Source organism: Staphylococcus kloosii (assembly GCF_032139365.1).
GTDB classification, from domain to species: domain Bacteria; phylum Bacillota; class Bacilli; order Staphylococcales; family Staphylococcaceae; genus Staphylococcus; species Staphylococcus kloosii_A.
Window position 1 is genome coordinate 25,101 of sequence record NZ_JAVTDB010000076.1, and the last position, 21,239, is coordinate 46,339.

Here is a 21,239-nt window from a genome sequence, read left to right on the forward strand (position 1 = left end):
TGACAACAATGGCCACAAATAACGAAATTGAATTCAAGCAACTATTAACGGCAAAGCAATATAATCAATTTGCACAACACTATTTTCCAAGTAAAGAACCCTTCACACAAACGAATTACTATATTGACACTCCAGATTTTCAATTAAAGTCACATAAAAGTGCATTACGTATTCGTGTTAAAGACGGTGGAAATGAAATGACATTAAAAGTACCTGCCGACGTCGGATTACTTGAATACAACTTTGATACGACGATTAATCCTGAAATGAACTATCGGCTTACTTTGGATGACTTACCTAATGATATCGAAAGTCAACTCAAAAAATTAAATATCGATTTGACTGCATTAGTTATATTGGGCGATTTAACTACAGAACGTTTAGAAACACCTGATGGTCAAGATTTAATCGTATTAGATAAAAGCACTTATTTAGACACAGAAGACTACGAATTAGAATTTGAAGTCGTTGACTATGATTCAGGTTTAGCAAAGTTCAATGCTATTTTGGAAAACTTTGGCATAGTCTATGAACAACCTGCGAATAAAGTACAACGTTTCTTCGATCGTAAGTCCCAAATATCTAATTAATTTCACTATACGTACAGAAGTCGAATTACTTCCAAATGTCAATATTCGTGTTATATTATTATATATATAAATTGAGTATGGTGATGAAAAAAATGACACAAACACCTTATGAAGTAATTGGTGCAGAAGCATTATACGACCTTATAGATAACTTTTATGCTCTCGTTGCGCAAGATACGAGAATAAATCATCTATTCCCAACGAATTTAAGTGAAACAAGTCGTAAGCAAAAACAATTTTTAACACAATTTCTTGGAGGTCCTAATCTTTACACGCAAGAACATGGTCATCCTATGCTTAAAAGACGCCATTTAGAATTTACCATTACACACTTCGAACGTGATGCATGGTTAGAAAATATGCACCAAGCAATAACAAACGCGCAACTACCAGCAGGCGTCGGTGATTACTTATATGAACGTTTACGGTTAACAGCCAATCACATGGTAAACTCTGAAAATTAATTGTAGGTGAAATGACATGACTCAAGAATTAAGACTCATACAAGCGAATAGTCGTGAAGATGCTAATCTTTCACCTGTAAGCAAAATTGAAATTTATTCTTTCTTTGACCCATTTAGTCAAGAATGCTTTAAGCTTTCAGCTATACTATCTAAATTGCGTTTAGAATACAAACAATATATCCGCATACGCCATATATTAAATCCTTCTTTACGCATACTGACCAAATGCCAAGCGCAGAGTAGTTCTGATTTAGATAATATTGCTTTAGCATACAAAGCAGCAGAATTACAAGGTAGGATTCGTGCAGAACGATTTATTCATTTACTGCAAAATGAAATTATTCCTAAAAAAGATATAATAACTGAATCTATGGTTAATAATTGTATCTGTAATGCAGGATTAGATAAAGACGTGTTTAAAGAAGACTTGCATAACGCATCGATTAAAGAAAGTTTACAAGTAGATTTGCATATTGCAAGAGAGATGGATATTGAAGAAGCCCCTTCTCTAGTATTCTTTAATGAAGATGTACAAGAAGAAGGATTAAAAGTCGAAGGTTTATACCCATACCATATATACACTTATATCATCAATGAACTTATGGGCACGTCGATAGAAAAAGAATTGCCACCAAGTTTAGAAACATATATTGAACAACAACAACTCGTAACTAAAGAAGAATTATTAACGATATATGAATGGCCTGAAAAGGTATTAAATAAGGAATTGAAAAAGTTAGCAATTCAACAAAAAATTGAAAAATTAAGTGCACCAGAAGGAAATTTTTGGAGATCTAAAAATGAAAAGTAGTAGTGCATAAATAAATGGAGCGAGACAACAATCTTATTTTTATAAGAAGTGTTGTCCCGCTCCCATTTTTTATATTTATACAAAAAAACGCCGTGTCTGATTACACGGCGCTAAACAAAGGGGATGGGAGAAATTTTTCACTTCAAACAAAGGGGTATGTTTGTTATGTGATTAATTTCATGTACTTAATATAACACGCCCATATACCCTTTTCAACCTAAAAATTCCAATAAATTTTATTTGTCATAAACTCGTCAAATTGTAAACGAATACATTCATGTTAAGCTTTCATAAGTTTTTCAAAAGCGTCTAATTTTTGTTCAAAGACTTCACATGCCTGTTCAATTGGTTCAGGAGTTGTCATGTCTACCCCAGCATTTTTTAGTATTTCTATTGGATAATCTGAGCTACCTTTTTTCAAGAATTCATTGATATAACGATCCACTGCAGGTTGCCCTTCTGTCAAAATTTGATGGCTTAAACTTTGTGCTGCACTATAACCTGTTGCATATTGATACACATAATAATTCATATAGAAGTGAGGAATTCTTGACCATTCTTTGCTAATATTCTCATCAGTTTCCACTGCATCGCCAAAATATTGTTTATTTAATTTTGCATATTCTTCATTCATGCGGTTAGCAGTTAATGGTTCTCCTGCTTCTTCAATAGCATGAATTTTATGTTCAAATTCTGCAAACATTGTTTGACGGAATAAAGTAGCTCTAAAACGTTCTAATTCTTGGTTTAACAATAATAAGCGACGTTCATCGTCTAAATGTTTGTCCATATAGTCACTTAACAATGCTTCGTTACAAGTAGAAGCTACTTCAGCAACAAATATTGTATAATCACTAAGATTAGAAGGTTGATTTTGACGACTGAAATAACTGTGTGCTGAATGTCCAAATTCATGTACTAAAGTATATAAATCTGAAACTGTATCAGACCAGTTAAGTAAAATAAATGGATTTGTTAAATGTCCGCCAGAAGAATAACCACCTGAACGTTTGCCTTTATTTTCATAAACGTCAACCCAGCCATTATTTAGACCTTCATTGACTACATTCATATAAGTTTCTCCCATAGGTTGTAATGCTTTTATCATCCATTGTTTAGCCTCTTCATATGGCATTTCAAACTTCACGTTTTTCACAAGTGGCGTATATAGATCATACATTTTCATGTCATCTAAACCTAAGAGTTCTTTACGTAATTCAGTGTAACGATGTAATAACGGTAAATATTTATGAACCGTTTTTACCAAATTATCATACACTTGTTCTGGGATATGATTACGACTTAATGCTGCTTCTCTTGCAGTTTTGAAATTATGTGTACGCGCATTAAAAATATTTTTCTTAACTTCACCTGCTAATGTCGCACTTAACGTGTTGTTGTATGCACCATATTGCTTATAAAAATTATCAAATGCTGATTTTCTCAATACGCGATCATCTGACTCTAAACATTTAATAAATGTACCTTGCGTAAGTGGATGACGATTACCTTCACTGTCGACGGCATCTTCGAATTCTAAATCGGCATTACTAAACATACCATAAACATTATCTGGCGTTGATAAAGCATCTTGTGCTTCAGTTAACATCTTTTCTTTATCTGCAGATAGTACATGCGGTCTGTTTTCATTTATTAGTTGTAAATCAAATTCGTAACGTTTTAACTTGTCATTTTCACTAATAAACTGTTTTATCGTAGCCTCATCTATTTGTAAAATTTCTGGCACTAAAAAACTCCAACTTGAACTAAATTTAATGATTAGTTGATGCGCTCTCGCTTCAAATCCTGTATATTTATCGTTTGCTGTATCTTGGTCTTGTTTTAAATGAGCGTATACGTACACTTTTTCAAGTTTAGCTTCTGCTTCATCTTCTAATGCTAAAGCTTGATAAAGTGTTTCGGCACTATCTCCCAAGTGTCCTTTAAATTGTTCTTCTTGTCCTAAATAAGATTCTACTTCTTTAAAAGCTTCTTCAAAAGCTTCATCAGATTCAAATATTGTAGTTAAATCCCATGTATATTCAGGATATTTACGCTCTTGTTCTTCTCTCGTTAATTGTTGACTCATAAAGTAAACCTCCTAATAGCGAATTATATTAATTTTCTCATGACATTGCTATTTTTGCACGTCATTACTGCTAAAATTAACAAACTGTCGTTTAAATTGTTGTACAAGATTATTAACTTCGCTTTTATAATCAATATTTGTATCTGCAAACTGCCTAAATTTGATCACACTTGTAAATTTTTCGTAGGAGTAGATATTTAATTTTAACAATTTATATAGTTGTAATTGCCAACTTATAGGGTGTGTTTTCAAAAATAGTTGTTCAGAGAAAATAATATTTAAGTTTTCACAAACCCATTGATCACTTAGTTTCAAATTATACATTACGCTGAGATTTGGTTCTAATACTGAACGCTTTTTTCTACATTGAGTTAAAAATTTCATTCCATACGCACTACTTAATTTATAAGTTACTTTTCTCATATAGTTAGGTTGAAATATTTGAGTTAAGCCATCGCCCTTTTTTTCAGCAATAAATTTATTACCACCAATAGCAATGATATTGTTAAAACAATATAAAGCATGTTTTTGAGCATTCCATAAAAATAGTTGAGATTTATATGGATTGATACAAGCGGATTGAAATGCATTAAGTGATATCACACTTTTATCTTTAAACGTATCGTCTATAACCCATATGACGATATAACCTAACTTATTATAGTCATCTGTTCTAGTTTGTAACTGTGTTACTGTAATCGGAGAACATTGAATTTCTAAAATGATTTTATTATTTATTAAAATGTCAGGAATTTGATGACATGCTTTTAAATAAGGTTCAATTTGAACGGCCATACCTAAATCTTTAATAGCCCGTCCTAAACTATATTTAGCCTGATAATGTACATACGACTCTTCTTTATACGCACAACTGATTTTACGGTGCGCAAAATGAGCCCTTTTATATTTTCCTTGCTTGAGCATTAATTTTTGATAACATAACGGGCAATAATAATTACGATCTTTCGTGGCATTAGTGGCATGTTCGATAGTGCCTCGTTTCGTCTTACCGTATAACACAATCATCACCTCTTAATGTTACACGTGGTTATTGGCACCATTACTTTATAAAGATAAAAAAAGAGCCAAATATTTGGCTCTTCTACGTGTTTATATCAATTTATTGTACTGTATCAGGGAAATAACGACGTACTTGAGAAGTCACGTTATGACTCATAATAACCTTAGCATAATCATTTAAATACACTTCAGATTTATCTGTAGGAGAAGCAAATTCTAATAATTGGCTATAACTATCGTTGATAACTTCTTGGTCTACTGACTTATCAAAGTATATTGCATAATAATATTCATTATTAAGACTGAATAGTAAGTCTTCAAACTCTGATACATTGATATTGTTATGATAAGCATAACTAATAACTTCCTCTAAGTCATTAAATTTCACTATAACTGTGCGTATATTTTGTCGCTTAGACTCATTTTGTTTTTTACTATCATCGCTTGAGGCTTCACTTTTTTGTTCTAATAGGTCTTCTAGACTTTCTTCTTGGTCAAATGTTTGTGATAAGATATCACTAACTTGATAGTCCATTTGTTCATTGGCTTCTTCTTCTGACATATTCATTAAATCTTCATTCTTAGATTTAGAAATTGTAACTTCTACGCCTTTTTCAAAAGCATGAACTTGAATCCATAAAGGACCCTCTACGACAAAGTCTTCTTCTTCATTAACTTCTTCCATCATATTCCAAAAAAATTCTTCTCCACGCTTACGATTAGTCCATAAATCTTCGCGTTTAAAACCTCTAGCTTCTATGTCACTATACGTAATAAATAATTTAACTGTTGTATCGTCAACACGCTCTATTCTCATATCATCTCACTCCTTACAGTCGATGAATAGTAATCATATTGTAGTAGAACGTAGTAAGAATTACAATAAATTTGTTTGATTAATTTTTACTATTTTCTATCGATTCCTTATATTAACATATACCCCAAAATATACCAAAAAAACAGCACTCATCATCCCGGTGCTGTTACAATTAGTTACGTTATATAAGTGATTTATATTTCAAACTATACAATAAAAGCCATAAAACTACGAATTAAAGATTAAAATCATCAAACGTTGTCTTATGACTCCTTATTATATATTAAAATTAATCAACCAGACGTTGCGCTTCTTGCAATTGGAAAGTACGGACTTTTCTTGGCAAGAATCTTCTGATTTCGTCTTCATTATAACCAACCTGTAAACGTTTGTCGTCTAAAATAATTGGACGACGTAATAATCCAGGATTATCTTGAATAATTGCATATAAGTCTTGAAGTGGAAGTGCATCAATATCCACGTTTAATTTTTGGTAAGTTTTAGAACGTGTAGAGATAATTTCATCTGTACCATCTTCAGTCATTTTTAAAATTTGTTTAATTTCATCAATTGTTAAGTGTTCAGAAAAAATGTTACGCTCCGTATACGGAATGTCATGTTCTTGTAACCATGCTTTCGCTTTACGGCAAGATGTGCAACTTGGTGAAGTAAATAATGTTACCATACATCTCACTCTCCTATTATCATGAATAAAATTCATTGTTTAAATTATTTATATGATTAAGATTTAGCTGAAAACGAGTTAAAATTTATATCTTAACCTTACATAACTATATTATAATGCCCTAAGATTAAAATTAAATGAGAATTTCTTTAATTTCTAAATTTTTTTAGAAATTAGTAAAATTTCTTTGTCTAATTTACACGTAGAAACACTATGTATTAAGTGTAACATAACTTACAAATGATTGAAATACTGTTATAATGTATAATAAATTAGAAAAAATAGAAAGTAGGCATCATTAATGGAAACTCTTTTTTCAGGTATCCAACCTAGTGGTATACCAACAATAGGAAATTATATCGGTGCATTAAAGCAATTTAGCGAAGTACAAGATGACTATAATTGTTATTTTTGTATCGTTGATCAACATGCCATTACGGTACCTCAAGATCGTTTAAAACTACGTAAGCAAATTCGACAACTCGCAGCAATCTATTTAGCCTCAGGTATTGATCCTGAAAAATCAACGCTATTTATTCAATCTGAAGTTCCTGCACATGTACAAGCAAGTTGGATGTTAACGACAATTGCATCTATAGGTGAGCTAGAACGCATGACTCAATTTAAAGATAAATCACAAAAGCAAGTTGACGGTGTCCCAGCAGGATTACTTACATATCCACCACTTATGGCTGCTGATATTGTAATTTACAATACGAATATTGTGCCTGTCGGTGAAGACCAAAAACAACATATGGAATTAACACGTAATTTGGTGGATCGCTTTAATAGTCGTTATAATGATATCCTTATTAAGCCTGAAATACGTATGCCAAAAGTTGGCGGTCGTGTAATGAGTTTACAAGACCCAACTAAAAAAATGAGTAAAAGTGATGATAACCAGAAAAACTTCATTTCATTATTAGACGAACCTAATGTTGCAGCTAAGAAAATTAAAAGTGCAGTCACAGACTCTGATGGTGTGATTAAGTTTGACCGTGAACAAAAACCTGGCATTACGAACTTATTATCTATTTACTCCAGTTTAACTGATGAATCTATAGACGAATTAGTCGCAAAATATAAAGATTCAAATTATGGTACATTCAAAGCCGATTTAGCAGAAGTCGTCAAAGAATTCCTTACAGCTTTCCAAGAAAGATATAATGACTATTATCATTCAGATAAATTAGACGATATATTAGATGATGGTAGAGACAAAGCACATAAGGCTTCATTCAAAACATTAAAGAAAATGGAAAAAGCAATGGGTTTAGGGCGCAAAAGATAACAAACATGAGGGAGCGGGACAAAAATCTTATGTTTATAAGAAGATGTTGTAGCCCCGCCTCGGCAAAGATGACTAGCGTTGAAAGCAGCTTGATGCAAGCGCATTTTTAATTCAGTCATCTACTGCCAATATAAAGGTAGAGCCTGAAGACAATATGATATGTCCAAAACCCCTTTTTTAATTTAAAAACCCTTCGAGAAAATTCTCGAAGGGTTATTTTAGTTATTTATCTTTTTTCTTTTTGCCTGTTTTTCTATCGATGCTTTTATCAATGTAAGCATCTTTGAGTGTATAATCGCCACCAAATTGATGGTAATGAATACCTTTAACTTGTGGATTAGTTAAATGGGCTTCACCTTTTTGATATATAGGAGCGATTGGTGCTTCATGTAAAAGTAACTCTTCAGCTTTTTTCATTGCCGCGTTACGTTCTTTTGGCTTTTTCAATAACGGGCCATTCGCTTCTTTAGTTAATTTGTCATATTCTTTACTACTCCAACCAGTATTATTTTGAGAATTACCAGTTGTCATTGTATCTAAGAATGTTAATGGGTCTGGGTAGTCAGGTCCCCAACCTGATAATGATGCTTCGTAGTTGCCTGACTGTTCTCTTGTTACCCTTTGTTTAAACGGTAACTGTTTAATTTTCATCGTTACACCAGGTAAATTCTTTTCAATTTGAGATTTAATATACTCAGCCGAAATTTTTGAATCTGGCGTATCTTCAGTATTAAGTGTAAAGGTTAGATTTTTGATACCTAAATCTTTTTTAGCTTTTTCAAGATTCGTCTTAGCTGCTTTAGGATTATAACTTAATGGTGACTTAATTGTGTCAGCAAAGTCTTTACCATCTGGCGTTGTCGCAGTTAATTTAGAAGTGAAACCATCAAATGGTGCTGAACCATCATTTTTAACGCTATCAACATAACCTTGCTTATCAATTGCTTGTGAAATCGCTAAACGCATTTGTTTATTTTTAAATGCTGGTATTTCTTTTTGATTTAGTTTAATGAAGAATGTACTTGCCAATAAACGTTTCGTAAGTGCGGGCTTACCTTTATATTTATCTACTTGATCAGCTGTAATACCAGTATCATCTGTAGAACCTGTTTCAAATAGTGAGGCACCTGCTTGTTGGTCTTTAAGAATTTTATAGTTTACTCGATCTAAACGGACGTGTTTCTTGTCCCAATAATCATTGTTTTTTACAAGTTGGATTTTATCTTCAACTCTCCAATCTTTTATTTTGAATGGACCATTATAAACTGTTTTATCAGCTTTTGTACCATATTGTTCACCGTATTTTTCTACCGCATGTTTATTAACGGGCATAAATATACCAAACGATAATAACTCATCAATATAAGGTATCGGTTTAGTCAATTCTACTTTTAGTGTATGGTCGTCTACTGCCTTAACACCTAAATCTTTAACTTTCTTTTTACCCATATTTACTTCTTCAGCATTTTTAATATCATACATTATGTAAGCATATTCAGCACCTGTATTAGGATTTATAGCTCGTCTCCAAGAATAAACGAAATCTTGAGCAGTAAGTGGCTCACCGTTAGACCATTTGGCATCTTTACGTAATTTAATTGTTAGAGTTTTACCACCATTTGATTTTTTGGGCATTTCTTTAGCAACACCTGGTATTGCCTTATCATTTTTATCTAATGTATATAAACCTTCAAAGACTTGGTTGAAAATTGTGAAAGATACATTATCTGATACTTGAGATGTATCTAAAGATGCCATATCTTGTGATATAACTTTTCTATATACTTGTCCCTTGTCTGAATAAATACCGTTTCCATTACCACAACCTGCTAGAAAAGTTACAAATGCAATTATTATTATCGGTAATTTGAATTTTTTCATCGAACTCCCCCTTCCCCTTTATTGTTGAGTTTGCGTATATGCCGCTGTTAAATTGTTCGCTTCGTCGTTAGTAACAAACACATAATGTCCTGGTGTTATTTCTTGCAATGAACGCTCATTATTTTTTGATGCATCTTCTTTATAAACGATTCTTTTACGTTCTTTTTCTGAATCAGGATCTGGTTGTGGAATGGCTGATAATAAAGATTTCGTATAAGGATGTAATGGATTGTGATATATCTCATCTGAAGGTCCTAATTCAACAATTTTCCCAAAGTGCATTACCGCAATTCTGTCAGAAATATATTTCACCATTGATAAATCATGGGCAATGAACAAGAACGTAATACCATGTTCGCGTTGTAGTTTTAATAATAAATTAACAACCTGCGCTTGAATTGATACGTCTAAAGCCGAAATCGGTTCATCTGCAATTATAAATTCTGGTTCTACTGCTAATGCACGAGCAATACCGATTCTTTGTCGTTGGCCACCTGAGAATTCGTGTGGGTATCTATTCGCATGTTCTTTACTCAAACCTACTGTTTCCAACATGTCATAAACACGTTTTTTTCTTTCTCTCGTAGAGGAAGCTAATTTATGAATGTCGATACCTTCGCCAACTATATCCATGACTTTTAATCTAGGATTTAATGATGCATATGGATCTTGGAAAATCATTTGAATTTTTTTATTAAATTTCAATAAATCTTTTCTATTTTTAATCTTTTGAATGTCGACGCCTTCATATAGAATTTCGCCATCCGTAATATCATTTAATTTAATAATCGCTTTACCAGTCGTTGATTTACCACAACCTGACTCGCCAACTAATCCAAATGTTTCACCTTTATAAATATCAAATGAAATATTTTCAATTGCACGTACTTCGTTTTTCTTTCCTGCATTAAAATATTGTTTAAGATTTTTAACTGCTAATAAAGTTTCATTATTATTGACCATCGAACGACACCCTTTCTACCTGTTGAGGCTTATCGTAATTATTAGGCATGCTACGCAAACGTTGCTGTACCATTAAAGGCGGGTCAACATGTGGCGCACGTTCATCTAAAAGCCAAGATTTTACAAAGTGTGTAGGTGACACTTTAAACCACGGTGGTGTTTCTTTAAAATCAACATCCAATGCAAATTTACTACGTTGCGCGAATGCATCTCCTTTAGGCGGATGTAATAGATCCGGTGGTGTTCCTGGTATAGCTAATAGTTCTGTATCAGCACCAGTTGTTAAGTCTGGCATTGATGATAATAGTCCCCAAGTATAAGGATGCTTAGGATCATAAAATATTTCACTCGCATCGCCAGTTTCGACCATCTGTCCACCATACATAACGGCTACTCTATCAGCAATATTTGCGACTACACCTAAATCATGCGTTATAAAGATGATTGAAGTATCAATTTTATCTTGTAACTCTTTCATCAAGTCTAAAATTTGCGCCTGCATTGTTACGTCTAATGCTGTCGTCGGTTCGTCTGCAATAAGGATTTTAGGTTCACAAGCTAATGCTGTTGCAATAACAATTCTTTGTCTTTGGCCACCAGAGAATTGGTGCGGATAAGCGCCAAATCGTTGTTCTGCATTAGGTAAACCAACTAAATTCAAAATTTCAAGTGCTCTTTTTTTAGCTTTAGATTTTGTATAATTTCTATGTTTCATCAGTGGTTCCATGACTTGTTTACCAATTTTCATCGTTGGATTTAATGAGGTCATAGGATCTTGGAAAATCATCGAAATATCTTTACCACGCAATTTAATAAGTTCTTGCTCACTCTTTTTCGCTAAGTCTTCGCCAAGAAAATCTATCTTACCTTTTTTAATTCTCCCGGCGTCTCCTTGGAATAATTTAGTTATCGCCTTTGTTGTTACTGATTTCCCAGAACCAGATTCCCCTACGATAGCTAAAGTTTCTCCCTTGTCTAAATAAAAATCTACACCTCTTACTGCTTGCACTTCCCCTGCGCCAATGTCAAAGGAAACATGCAAGTCGCTCACTTCTAATATTCTTTCTGACATAATAAATGCCTCCTTTGTTATTTACGCATTTTAGGGTCAAACGCATCGCGTAAGCCGTCACTAAATAGATAGAAAAATAAAATTAATAAACTTAAAATAATTGCCGGTATAAATAATTCGTGTGGGTTTATGAGTAACATAGAACGTCCATCGTTCACGAGCGAACCAAGAGAAGTTCTAGGCGCCGGAACACCAATACCGATAAAACTTAAAAATGCCTCGAAGAAGATTGCACTTGGCACAGTAAACATTGAAGTTACAACTATTGAACCTAATGTATTAGGCAAAATATGTTTAAAAATTAATTTAGTCTTTGAACTACCTAATGTTTTAGAAGCTAATACAAATTCTTGTGTTTTTAATTTTAAAAATTCTCCACGTACGACACGGCTCATCCCTATCCAACCGGTAATAGCCATCGCTAAAATAATTGTCCAAATTGATGGTTCAAATATTAATACGAATAAAATAACGACGATTAAGTTAGGTATTGAGGCAATAATTTCAATGATACGTTGCATAATATTATCAATTCTTCCGCCAAAAAATCCTGAAATCGCACCATAGACCACACCGATAAAAATATCTAATAAGGCAGCCACGACACCGATAAACAATGATACTTGTGTCCCTTGCCAAGTTCTTGTCCATAAATCTCTTCCTAATTGGTCTGTTCCAAACCAATAGTTTTGTTTAACGCCAGCCTCTTTATAAGCATTTACACCTTGCGCGCCTTCACCATCGAATGGTAAAAAAGACACTTTATCTAACACTGGCACTTTAGGTGGCAAATTTCTTCCTTGCACATTTTGATCTGCATAACCATGTGAACTAATCATTGGGCCAACAAATGCTAAGATAATAATTACAATTAATCCAATCATCCCAACTACAGCTAATTTATTTCTTTTTAATTGGCTCCAAGCATCTTGCCAAAAGTTTTTACTTTCTCTTTGAATCTCAGGTTCTTTCTCTATATCTGTATTACTACGTACAAAGTCCTCGGCCATAATAGCATTTGAGGCATTTGCCATTACAGCGTTAGAAGGTTCATTATTTTCGAAATTATTTTTATTTTCTGACATTATTTCTTACCTCCTTGTACACGTATACGTGGATCAATCACGCCATATAATATGTCTACAATGAAGATAGAAACAATGAATAATGTACTAAATAATATAGTTGTCGCCATAATCACTGGAAAATCGTTTGTAGTTATAGAACGAACAAATTGATCCCCTAGACCAGGCACACCAAAAATATTTTCAATTGTTAATGTCCCTGTCAAAATTCCTGCTAACATAGGTACGATTATTGTAATAACTGGTATCAATGCATTTCTTAACGCATGTCCGAATAATACTCTCATCGTAGAGTTCCCTTTCGCTCTAGCCATTAAAATATAATCGGAACTTAATACCTCTATCATCTCTGCTCTTATGTATCTCGCAACGGTTGCTAAAACAGTAGCTGAAAGTGCTAATGATGGTAGTACAGCTGTTGAAATGCCTTCCCAACCTGCTACTGGAAACCAATTCAATCTTACTGAGAATGCGTATTGTAATAATACGGCTAATACGAATGATGGTACTGACACTGCAATAACCGATATTACGGTGGCAGTATAGTCTACCCAAGTGTTTTGCCGTACCGCAGCAACTACTCCTAAAAACAGACCTAACACAATGCCTATAACCATTGCTGAAAGACCCATTTCCATCGATGGTACTAATCTGTGTTTAACTAAGTCCCAAACTGGTTGATTATTATATTGGAACGAATTACCGAAATCTCCAGTTACAACGTTTTTCAAATAATGACCATACTGTACTGCAACTGGATCATTCAACCCATATTTTTCATTCAGTATGTGTTTTTGTTCATCATTTAATTTTTGATCATTAAATGGTGAACCTGGCATAAGCTTCATTAGGAAAAAGGTGATTGTAATAATAATAAACAATGACAACACCATATAACCTAATCGTTTTAAAACATATTTAATCATAAATTCATCCCCCTTAACTTTTCAAAATTAACATTCCTTTCATAATTTTCAGAAATATTAATATTATTATATATTTCTTTTACGTATTAATCAATATAGTTTTGCTTCACATTATTAAAGCAAACAATTTATATCAACGAAATATTTTTGAATTATCAGCTTATTTTATTCTTCATATAAAAATCTATTCAGTTTTAATTTGCATTCGGTTACAATTAATATACTAAGGTTTGGGAGGATTTTTATGCAGTTACTACGTACATTAATAATTTGGATTTTATTAGCGCCACTATGTTCTTGTTTAATATGGTTTTTCAGCGAAAAATCTTTTATAGATTTTTTAAATATATTATTTTATACATCAGCCGTAATAAGTATCATTACTTTCGTGCTCATTATTGTACAAGATGGTGTGTTTGACGTAACAAGTTATGGTTTCCGTAAATTAAAATATCAATTTTCCACAAAAAAACAGCGTGCATCTATGTCAAACGATGACTTTTTCAATCCGCAACAAGTAAAAAAAGACAATTATATCGTCACATCATGGGTCAAATATGCCTTTTTGATCAATTTAAGCTATTTTGCTATTACTATTATTATCAGTTTCTTAATATAAAAAATGGAGTAACGACATCGTATTGATATCGTCACTCCATTTATTATTATTAGCTTGATTCATCTATATTAGGATTCATAAACAAGGCATAGTATAACAAAATAAAGCCTATTAATACTACAGCAGCAACATAGATGGACATCATCCAAGGCGCTAAAAATGCACCAAGTATTAAACCGAATCTAGCTAAAATTTGCGCTCCATTGTTAGAAACCATATTAAAAGTTGCGTATGTACTTCTTTGAACGTTTGGAATCATTAAGAATCGACGTGCATTTTGGATAGGAGAATAAATTAATTCACCTAACGTCGCTATTATCGCAAATAAACACAGCACCCATACATTATTCGAAGACGTCAGAATAGCATAACCAAGCGTATACAATACGATACCAATTTTAAAAACGTCTTTTTTAGAAGTACTTGCTATCATTTTATTAACAGTAAAAGTCAAAGTCGCTACCACAACTGTATTAATAATCATAATTAACGTAAACATTCTTACGCCATCAACCGTAAACCCAAGTAACTGAAATGGTTCGAATTGTTTTTTTAATCTCACGACAACATAAGAATTTAAGCTTAATTCCGCCATCATAACCATTAAATAGCCTAATGTTAATATCATGTAATACTTATCTTTGATTACTATGTGATAGCTTTGTAAAAAGTGCTTTAATTTTGACGTTAAATCATCTTTTTGTTTAAATACTTGTCCTACTTGATAAAATTTAGCAAATAAATACCAACTGATTAACATAGCAACTAAAAATAATATGAATAACAACCGTTTATGACTTAAATATAACAAAGCACCTATCATCATGCCGATAGCCGTGCCAATATTAAACATCCAATACATTAATTGATAAACATATTCTCTTACTTCTTCATAAATTGCATCCATTACGGCCGCCTCGAAAACAGGTTCACTCGCAGCGAACAATAATTCGAAAAGAAAAATAACAATGCAGAATATGACCAACCCAATACCATCCATCGTCACAGTTATACTTAGAATAATTAAACACACTGCATACAAAATATGCGCCCAATTTAATACTTTCCTCCGCGACAAATTATCACCTATGTAACCACCAATAAAAGTGACCAAGAAACCAACGATAATATTGATGATTAAAAATGTCCCTGCAAACACCGCATTAACTTTACTCGTTAAATAAAGTGCGATAAATGGCATAATCGCCTGACTCGCAATAATAAGCACAAAATCGGCCAGTAATCTCGTTTGTAAAGTTGTAGATAATGTAGAAAATCTCCCCATGTTGTATACACCTCTGTACCGCCCTTTAGTAGTTAGCTTATCTTATCATTAATTACGAGTTATGAAAACATGCTTTATATCGCACAATTAAATGCCACTTTAATGCTATAAACTAAAAAGGAGCGGGGCAAAAATCTTATTTTTATAAGAAGATTTTGTAGCCCCACCCCGGCATGGATGACTAGCGTTGAAAGCAGCTTGATATAAGCGCATGTTCAATTCAGTCACCTACTGCCCATATAAAAGTAGAGCCTACGGACAACTATGATGTCTCAGACTCTACTTTTATATCAATTATTCACTAAATTTTTTAAATACTAATACAGCGTTGTGCCCACCAAAGCCTAAACTGTTACTCATAGCATAAGTAATGTCTATGTCTTGTGCTGTGTTAGGTACGAAGTCTAAATCACATTCTGGATCAGGTGATTCAACGTGAATTGTTGGCGCAATACGACTATCTCTAATAGATAATGCTGAGAAAATTGCTTCAATACCACCTGTTGCACCCAATAAGTGACCAGTCATTGATTTCGTTGAACTCACTTTAAGTGATTTAGCAGCGTCACCGAATGTATTTTTAATTGCTTGTACTTCTGTTAAATCGCCTACTGGTGTACTCGTTCCGTGCGCATTTAAATATTGAATATCTTTAGCTTCGATACCAGCATCTTCAATTGCTGCTTGCATTGCACGTGAACCGCCTTCACCTTCTGGTGCTGGCGCAGTAATATGATAAGCATCACCTGTTGAACCGTAACCCACAACTTCTGCATAAATATTAGCCCCTCTTGCCTGAGCAGCTTCTAATGATTCAAGTACAACTATTCCAGCACCTTCGCCCATAACGAAGCCATCACGACCAATTTGGAATGGTCTACAAGCTGTTTCAGGGTCGTCATTTGTTGATAATGCACGACTTGCGCTAAAGCCAGCTATTGCCATATCAGTAATCGGCGCTTCGGTACCACCTGTGATCATGGCATCAGCATCGCCACGTTGTATAATTTTGAATGCTTCACCAATTGAGTTGGTTCCAGTTGCACAAGCTGTAACTGTTGAACCATTAGGTCCTTTAGCACCTAGGTCTATTGAAACTTGTCCTGTCGCCATATCTGGAATTAACATCGGAACGAAGAAAGGACTAACACGTCTAGGTCCTTTATTTAATAATGTATTATGCGCATTTTCAAATGTTTCCATACCACCAATACCAGCACCAATCCAAACACCGATATTGTTAGCATTATCTTCATTAATTTCTAACTTAGCATCTTGCACCGCTTCTCTAGCCGCAACTAACGCATATTGAGTGAAACGATCCATACGTCTCGCTTCTTTTTTCTCAATAAAGTTCTCAATATTGAAATCCTTTAATTCACCTGCTAAATGCACATTATAAGGATCTGTATCAATGCGAGTTATTTTATCTATTCCGTTAACGCCATTCAAAGCATTTTCCCAAGAAGTTTTGGCATCATTACCAATTGGTGATAAGACACCTACACCCGTAATAACGACACGTTGTGCTTTACTCATAAATTTACCTCCTATTTACCCCATCTTAATGTAATGGCACCCCAAGTAAGGCCACCACCAAATCCTACAAAAACAAGGACATCATCATCTTTTATTTTATTATTTTCTAATTCTTGAGCCACACTTAATGGTATCGATGCAGCAGACGTATTTCCATATTTATTTACAGAAACACTCATTTTAGATTTATCTAGTCCTAAACGTTCACGTGCAGACTCCATAATACGTATGTTAGCTTGATGCGGCACAAACATATCAACATCTTCTGGTTGTAAGCCTGCCTTAGCAACAGCCTTATTCGAAGCCTCGCCCATAATTCTCACCGCGAACTTAAATACTTCTCGACCGTTCATGAAAATTTTACCATTTTCTGGATTTAAATATAAATATTCTCCACCTGAACCATCTGAACCAAGTTCATAACTTAATATGCCTCTACCCTCAGATACTTCACCAATTATAGCAGCACCGGCGCCATCGCCAAAAAGAATTGCTGTCGAACGGTCTGTCATATCAGTTATTTTAGATAATTTATCAGCACCTACAACTAAAATATTTTTATAATCGCCTGATTTTATAAATTGTTGCGCATTAATTATAGCGTACATAAAGCCACTACAAGCGGCTAATTGATCCATAGAAGCAACTTTACCTATGCCTAATTTAGTTTGCAACATGTTTGCTACAGTTGGAAAAGCGTAGTCTCCTGTTGAAGTAGCAACCATAATCATATCTATATCAGTCGCTTTAATTCCAGCGTCTTCAATTGCTTTTAAACTTGCTTTGTAAGCTAAATCAGATGTATCTTCATCTTCATTGGCCCATCTTCTTTCTTTTATACCTGTCATTTTTGAAATCCATTCGTCTGAAGTTTCTAAAAATGATTCAAAATAGGCATTGTCTACAACATTTTCAGGTGCGTAAGCCCCAAAACCTTTAATACCCACATTCATGGTCGTACACCTTCTTATTTTCGATTTTAATACCAGGTATTAATTTAACATAAATTTTAATCTAAATACAAGAACTTATCTTGCTGCAAAAGTAATTATGCTTTATACATTATAAATTACACGCCCTATTATCTCAAAGCAAAAATAACGATGTAAGCGATTTATACTATACAAATATCACTCTTTTAATTATAATGTAATTATATATAAATTATTGGAGGCATTACTAATGAAATACCTCGCAGTATTGGTTTGGGCAATCGTATTATTAGAAATGGTTAATTTTGTCTTAAATAGTCTAGAGGGTGGCGGAGCATTAAACTTTGTTACACCTATTATTATCGCTGTTATTTTCACCATTCTTATAATGTTATTTGATTTAGTAATCAAACCTAAGAACAACCAAACTAAAAATGAACATTAATAAACACCAACATGTTAAACATGTTGGTGTCTTTTTTGTACTTACACATTAGTTGCTTCGTTATTTTCTATGTCGAAAGTTAATCCATCTTCAGTTAAATCAACATTTACGACAGTTCCTTCAGGTAAGTTTTCTCTTATCATTTTTCGTGCTAATGGTGTTTCAATTTGAGATTGAATGAAACGTTTTAATGGTCGTGCACCAAATTGTGGTTCGTACGCTTCTTTACCTAACCATTCTTTCGCTTCATCTGAAACCTCAATAGATATGCGTTGATCTAATAATCTAATGTTTAATTGTGTTAATAATTTATCTACAATCATACCCATATCATCGACTGATAATGGTTTGAATAATACTATATCATCCATACGGTTTAATATTTCTGGTTTAAAGTATTGATTTAAACTCTCCATCACAGCCTTTTCAGTTGTTTCTGTAATAACACCAGTATCTTTCACATTCTCAAGTAAGACTTGTGAACCAATGTTACTCGTCATAATAATGATTGTGTTTTTGAAATCAACGTTTCTACCTTTAGAATCAGTTAAGCGACCGTCATCTAATATTTGAAGTAACACATTGAATACGTCGCTGTGAGCTTTTTCTATTTCGTCTAACAAAATTACGGAATATGGATTACGACGCACTGATTCGGTTAATTGACCACCTTCATCATGGCCTACATAACCAGGAGGCGCTCCAATTAAACGTGACACTGAATGTTTTTCCATATATTCACTCATGTCAATGCGAATCATATGCTTTTCTGAATCAAATAAAGTTGAGGCTAATGACTTAGCTAACTCAGTTTTACCTACACCCGTTGGTCCTAAAAATAGGAAACTACCTATAGGTCTTTGAGGATCTTTAATACCTGCACGCGCTCTTACTACTGCGTCAGATACTAAGTCTACTGCTTTATGTTGACCCACAACGCGTTCATGTAAAATATCAGCTAAGTTTAAAAGTTTTTCGCGTTCTGTTTCAACTAATTTTGAAACTGGAATACCTGTCCAAGCACTGACAATATCACCAATTTCTTCGTCAGAAACGATTTCTCTTATAATGCGGTCATTGTCTTCATTTTGTTCATCTTGAAATGCTGCTTCTAACGCTCTTAATTCTTTTTCTAATTCAGGAATTTTACCGTGTTGTAATTCTGCAGCACGTGCTAAATCATAATTATTTTCAGCATCTTCTAGTGCTTTTCTACTTTCATCAAGTTCTGTACGTTTTTCTTGAAGTTTTGCAATTTTTTCTTTTTCCTGTTCTACACGAGACGAAATTTCAGCTTGTTTTTCTTTTTCGTTAGCTAATTCTTCTTGTAATTCTTGTAAACGTTGTTTGCTCGCATTATCAGATTCATTTTTCAGTGCACTTTCTTCGATTTCTAATTGCATTACGCGACGATTAACTTGGTCTAATTCTGTTGGATTTGAACCCATTTCAGTACGAATCGTCGCACAAGCTTGGTCGACTAAGTCGATAGCTTTATCCGGTAAGAAACGATCTGTAATATAACGATCTGACAATTCAGCCGCAGCCACTAATGCACGGTCTTGAATTCTAACACCATGATATACTTCATAACGTTCTTTTAGACCTCTTAAAATAGAAATTGTGTCTTCAACATCTGGTTCTGAAACATTTACTTTTTGGAAACGACGTTCTAATGCAGAATCTTTTTCGATATATTCACGATATTCATTTAAAGTTGTCGCACCGATACAATGTAATTCCCCTCTAGCTAGCATTGGTTTTAACATGTTGCCAGCATCCATTGCTCCTTCTGTTTTACCTGCACCAACGAGCATGTGTATTTCGTCGATAAATAGAATAATTCTGCCATCTGAATCTTTAACTTCTTTAAGTACTGCTTTTAATCGTTCCTCAAATTCACCGCGATATTTAGCGCCGGCTACAAGTGCGCTTAAATCTAATTCAAAGATTGTTTTATCAAGTAATGATTCTGGAACGTCTTTACGTACGATTCTTTGCGCTAAGCCTTCAACTATCGCAGTTTTACCTACACCAGGTTCACCGATCAATACTGGGTTATTTTTCGTTTTTCTGCTTAAAATTCTTATAGCGTTTCGAATTTCTTCATCTCTACCTATAACAGGGTCCATGTTACCTTGACGGACCTCTTCAACTAAATCACGTCCATATTTCTCTAGAGCTTCATAGTTTACTTCTGGATTTTGTGATGTCACGTGATTCCCTCCTCTAATTTTTTTAATAATTTCTGTTACTACTTCTGCTTTATTTGCTACTGCTTGTTTTGTTGTGTCGTCTATTGCTATTGCAGCTAACAGTAGATGTTCCATAGATATATATTCATCATCATAGTCTTTCATATATGATTCGGCTTTAGTCAAAAGCTCATTTGCTTTTGGACTAATGTACTGTCCGTATTGAATATTATCTCCTTGCACAGAAGGATAATTTTTTAATTTATTTTCATATTGTGTTGTCAATTGTTCTGTATCAATATTGGCTCTTTCTAAAACATTATGATATAAACTATCAGTTTCAGACATTGCTGATATGAGTATGGCTTCAATTTCAATATTTTGTAATTCATATGTTTGAGCTTGCTCAACCGCATTTTGTAATACGCTTTGCACTTTGTAGGTCATTTGATTTATATCCAATATTTTCACCCCTATACAATTAGCGTTAGATCAAATTATTTTTGACTTTGACTTTCTTTGACCTTAGT

Annotated in this window: 19 protein-coding genes; 6 read left to right on the forward strand and 13 right to left on the reverse strand. The window is 33.6% G+C overall.

What is annotated here, in order from left to right; translation table 11 throughout:
• Positions 1 to 8 precede the first annotated feature (8 nt).
• The 3 genes from RPL90_RS10300 (at position 9) to yjbH (ending at position 1,865) form a co-directional block, all read left to right on the forward strand.
• The gene (locus tag RPL90_RS10300) at positions 9 to 590 is read left to right on the forward strand and encodes a CYTH domain-containing protein (protein ID WP_313548852.1); all 582 of its coding nucleotides are present in this window, start codon (positions 9 to 11) and stop codon (positions 588 to 590) included.
• Positions 591 to 682: 92 nt separating this feature from the next.
• Positions 683 to 1,054 (forward strand): truncated hemoglobin YjbI, encoded by a 372-nt coding sequence (locus RPL90_RS10305; RefSeq protein WP_313549190.1) that lies wholly within the window; start codon positions 683 to 685, stop codon positions 1,052 to 1,054.
• Between the two features lie 16 nt (positions 1,055 to 1,070).
• Complete coding sequence (yjbH, locus tag RPL90_RS10310) at positions 1,071 to 1,865, forward strand: protease adaptor protein YjbH (RefSeq protein WP_313548855.1); 795 nt, start codon at positions 1,071 to 1,073, stop codon at positions 1,863 to 1,865.
• A 280-nt stretch (positions 1,866 to 2,145) separates the two neighbouring features.
• On the opposite strand, the gene pepF is transcribed toward yjbH, so the two are convergent.
• The 4 genes from pepF to spxA form a co-directional block, all read right to left on the reverse strand.
• The gene (pepF, locus tag RPL90_RS10315; RefSeq protein ID WP_278675934.1) at positions 2,146 to 3,954 is read right to left on the reverse strand and encodes an oligoendopeptidase F; all 1,809 of its coding nucleotides are present in this window, start codon (positions 3,952 to 3,954) and stop codon (positions 2,146 to 2,148) included.
• A 48-nt stretch (positions 3,955 to 4,002) separates the two neighbouring features.
• On the reverse strand, positions 4,003 to 4,974 hold the full coding sequence (locus RPL90_RS10320; protein WP_313548862.1) for a competence protein CoiA: 972 nt from the start codon (positions 4,972 to 4,974) through the stop codon (positions 4,003 to 4,005).
• A 100-nt stretch (positions 4,975 to 5,074) separates the two neighbouring features.
• Positions 5,075 to 5,791, reverse strand: a complete 717-nt coding sequence (mecA, locus tag RPL90_RS10325; protein ID WP_313548864.1) for an adaptor protein MecA — start codon at positions 5,789 to 5,791, stop codon at positions 5,075 to 5,077.
• A 289-nt stretch (positions 5,792 to 6,080) separates the two neighbouring features.
• Positions 6,081 to 6,476, reverse strand: coding sequence for a transcriptional regulator SpxA (gene spxA / locus RPL90_RS10330; protein ID WP_021458876.1), 396 nt, complete (start codon positions 6,474 to 6,476; stop codon positions 6,081 to 6,083).
• Between the two features lie 301 nt (positions 6,477 to 6,777).
• Here spxA and trpS point away from each other — a divergent pair, with 301 nt between their 5' ends.
• Complete coding sequence (gene trpS / locus RPL90_RS10335; protein WP_313548873.1) at positions 6,778 to 7,767, forward strand: tryptophan--tRNA ligase; 990 nt, start codon at positions 6,778 to 6,780, stop codon at positions 7,765 to 7,767.
• 222 nt (positions 7,768 to 7,989) lie between these two features.
• On the opposite strand, the gene RPL90_RS10340 is transcribed toward trpS, so the two are convergent.
• The 5 genes from RPL90_RS10340 to opp3b are packed head-to-tail and all read right to left on the reverse strand — an operon-like array spanning position 7,990 to position 13,694.
• Entirely contained in the window at positions 7,990 to 9,648 is a 1,659-nt protein-coding gene (locus tag RPL90_RS10340; RefSeq protein WP_313548877.1) for a peptide ABC transporter substrate-binding protein, read from the reverse strand.
• Between the two features lie 18 nt (positions 9,649 to 9,666).
• Complete coding sequence (locus RPL90_RS10345) at positions 9,667 to 10,611, reverse strand: ABC transporter ATP-binding protein (protein WP_313548883.1); 945 nt, start codon at positions 10,609 to 10,611, stop codon at positions 9,667 to 9,669.
• Entirely contained in the window at positions 10,601 to 11,683 is a 1,083-nt protein-coding gene (locus RPL90_RS10350; RefSeq protein ID WP_313548890.1) for an ABC transporter ATP-binding protein, read from the reverse strand. Before RPL90_RS10350 ends, RPL90_RS10345 begins: the two co-directional genes overlap by 11 nt.
• Before the next feature lie 17 nt (positions 11,684 to 11,700).
• Complete coding sequence (gene opp3C, locus RPL90_RS10355) at positions 11,701 to 12,768, reverse strand: oligopeptide ABC transporter permease (protein ID WP_313548896.1); 1,068 nt, start codon at positions 12,766 to 12,768, stop codon at positions 11,701 to 11,703.
• Positions 12,768 to 13,694: an oligopeptide ABC transporter permease gene (gene opp3b / locus RPL90_RS10360; RefSeq protein WP_313548902.1), complete on the reverse strand. Its 927-nt coding sequence runs from the start codon at positions 13,692 to 13,694 to the stop codon at positions 12,768 to 12,770. Before opp3b ends, opp3C begins: the two co-directional genes overlap by 1 nt.
• Before the next feature lie 244 nt (positions 13,695 to 13,938).
• On the opposite strand from opp3b, the gene RPL90_RS10365 reads away from it, so the two are divergent.
• Positions 13,939 to 14,313 carry a DUF3899 domain-containing protein gene (locus RPL90_RS10365; RefSeq protein WP_313548906.1) on the forward strand — a complete coding sequence of 125 codons (375 nt, stop codon included), beginning with the start codon at positions 13,939 to 13,941 and terminating at the stop codon, positions 14,311 to 14,313.
• 49 nt (positions 14,314 to 14,362) lie between these two features.
• Here RPL90_RS10365 and RPL90_RS10370 read toward each other — a convergent pair whose 3' ends face one another.
• The 3 genes from RPL90_RS10370 to RPL90_RS10380 all read right to left on the reverse strand — a co-directional run bounded on the left by RPL90_RS10370 (position 14,363) and on the right by RPL90_RS10380 (position 18,090).
• Positions 14,363 to 15,598 carry an MFS transporter gene (locus RPL90_RS10370; protein ID WP_313548911.1) on the reverse strand — a complete coding sequence of 412 codons (1,236 nt, stop codon included), beginning with the start codon at positions 15,596 to 15,598 and terminating at the stop codon, positions 14,363 to 14,365.
• 294 nt (positions 15,599 to 15,892) lie between these two features.
• On the reverse strand, positions 15,893 to 17,137 hold the full coding sequence (gene fabF, locus RPL90_RS10375; protein WP_313548914.1) for a beta-ketoacyl-ACP synthase II: 1,245 nt from the start codon (positions 17,135 to 17,137) through the stop codon (positions 15,893 to 15,895).
• A gap of 11 nt (positions 17,138 to 17,148) precedes the next feature.
• Complete coding sequence (locus RPL90_RS10380) at positions 17,149 to 18,090, reverse strand: beta-ketoacyl-ACP synthase III (RefSeq protein ID WP_313548917.1); 942 nt, start codon at positions 18,088 to 18,090, stop codon at positions 17,149 to 17,151.
• Positions 18,091 to 18,319: 229 nt separating this feature from the next.
• Between RPL90_RS10380 and RPL90_RS10385 the strand changes: the two genes are divergently transcribed.
• Positions 18,320 to 18,514 (forward strand): YjzD family protein, encoded by a 195-nt coding sequence (locus tag RPL90_RS10385; protein ID WP_048792701.1) that lies wholly within the window; start codon positions 18,320 to 18,322, stop codon positions 18,512 to 18,514.
• Between the two features lie 41 nt (positions 18,515 to 18,555).
• Here the strand turns inward: RPL90_RS10385 and clpB are convergent, their stop codons facing one another.
• Positions 18,556 to 21,171, reverse strand: coding sequence for an ATP-dependent chaperone ClpB (gene clpB, locus RPL90_RS10390; protein ID WP_313548921.1), 2,616 nt, complete (start codon positions 21,169 to 21,171; stop codon positions 18,556 to 18,558).
• Positions 21,172 to 21,239: the final 68 nt, after the last annotated feature.

Bases quoted from the DNA above. Each gene is read 5' to 3' on its own strand.
- RPL90_RS10345 (WP_313548883.1), bottom strand. From the start codon at position 10,611: ATGGTCAATAATAATGAAACTTTATTAGCAGTTAAAAATCTTAAACAA.
- opp3C (WP_313548896.1), bottom strand. From the start codon at position 12,768: ATGTCAGAAAATAAAAATAATTTCGAAAATAATGAACCTTCTAACGCT.
- RPL90_RS10300 (WP_313548852.1), top strand. From the start codon at position 9: ATGGCCACAAATAACGAAATTGAATTCAAGCAACTATTAACGGCAAAG.
- mecA (WP_313548864.1), bottom strand. From the start codon at position 5,791: ATGAGAATAGAGCGTGTTGACGATACAACAGTTAAATTATTTATTACG.
- RPL90_RS10350 (WP_313548890.1), bottom strand. From the start codon at position 11,683: ATGTCAGAAAGAATATTAGAAGTGAGCGACTTGCATGTTTCCTTTGAC.
- pepF (WP_278675934.1), bottom strand. From the start codon at position 3,954: ATGAGTCAACAATTAACGAGAGAAGAACAAGAGCGTAAATATCCTGAA.
- RPL90_RS10385 (WP_048792701.1), top strand. From the start codon at position 18,320: ATGAAATACCTCGCAGTATTGGTTTGGGCAATCGTATTATTAGAAATG.
- fabF (WP_313548914.1), bottom strand. From the start codon at position 17,137: ATGAGTAAAGCACAACGTGTCGTTATTACGGGTGTAGGTGTCTTATCA.
- spxA (WP_021458876.1), bottom strand. From the start codon at position 6,476: ATGGTAACATTATTTACTTCACCAAGTTGCACATCTTGCCGTAAAGCG.
- yjbH (WP_313548855.1), top strand. From the start codon at position 1,071: ATGACTCAAGAATTAAGACTCATACAAGCGAATAGTCGTGAAGATGCT.
- RPL90_RS10370 (WP_313548911.1), bottom strand. From the start codon at position 15,598: ATGGGGAGATTTTCTACATTATCTACAACTTTACAAACGAGATTACTG.
- opp3b (WP_313548902.1), bottom strand. From the start codon at position 13,694: ATGATTAAATATGTTTTAAAACGATTAGGTTATATGGTGTTGTCATTG.
- RPL90_RS10340 (WP_313548877.1), bottom strand. From the start codon at position 9,648: ATGAAAAAATTCAAATTACCGATAATAATAATTGCATTTGTAACTTTT.
- RPL90_RS10305 (WP_313549190.1), top strand. From the start codon at position 683: ATGACACAAACACCTTATGAAGTAATTGGTGCAGAAGCATTATACGAC.
- RPL90_RS10380 (WP_313548917.1), bottom strand. From the start codon at position 18,090: ATGAATGTGGGTATTAAAGGTTTTGGGGCTTACGCACCTGAAAATGTT.
- trpS (WP_313548873.1), top strand. From the start codon at position 6,778: ATGGAAACTCTTTTTTCAGGTATCCAACCTAGTGGTATACCAACAATA.
- RPL90_RS10365 (WP_313548906.1), top strand. From the start codon at position 13,939: ATGCAGTTACTACGTACATTAATAATTTGGATTTTATTAGCGCCACTA.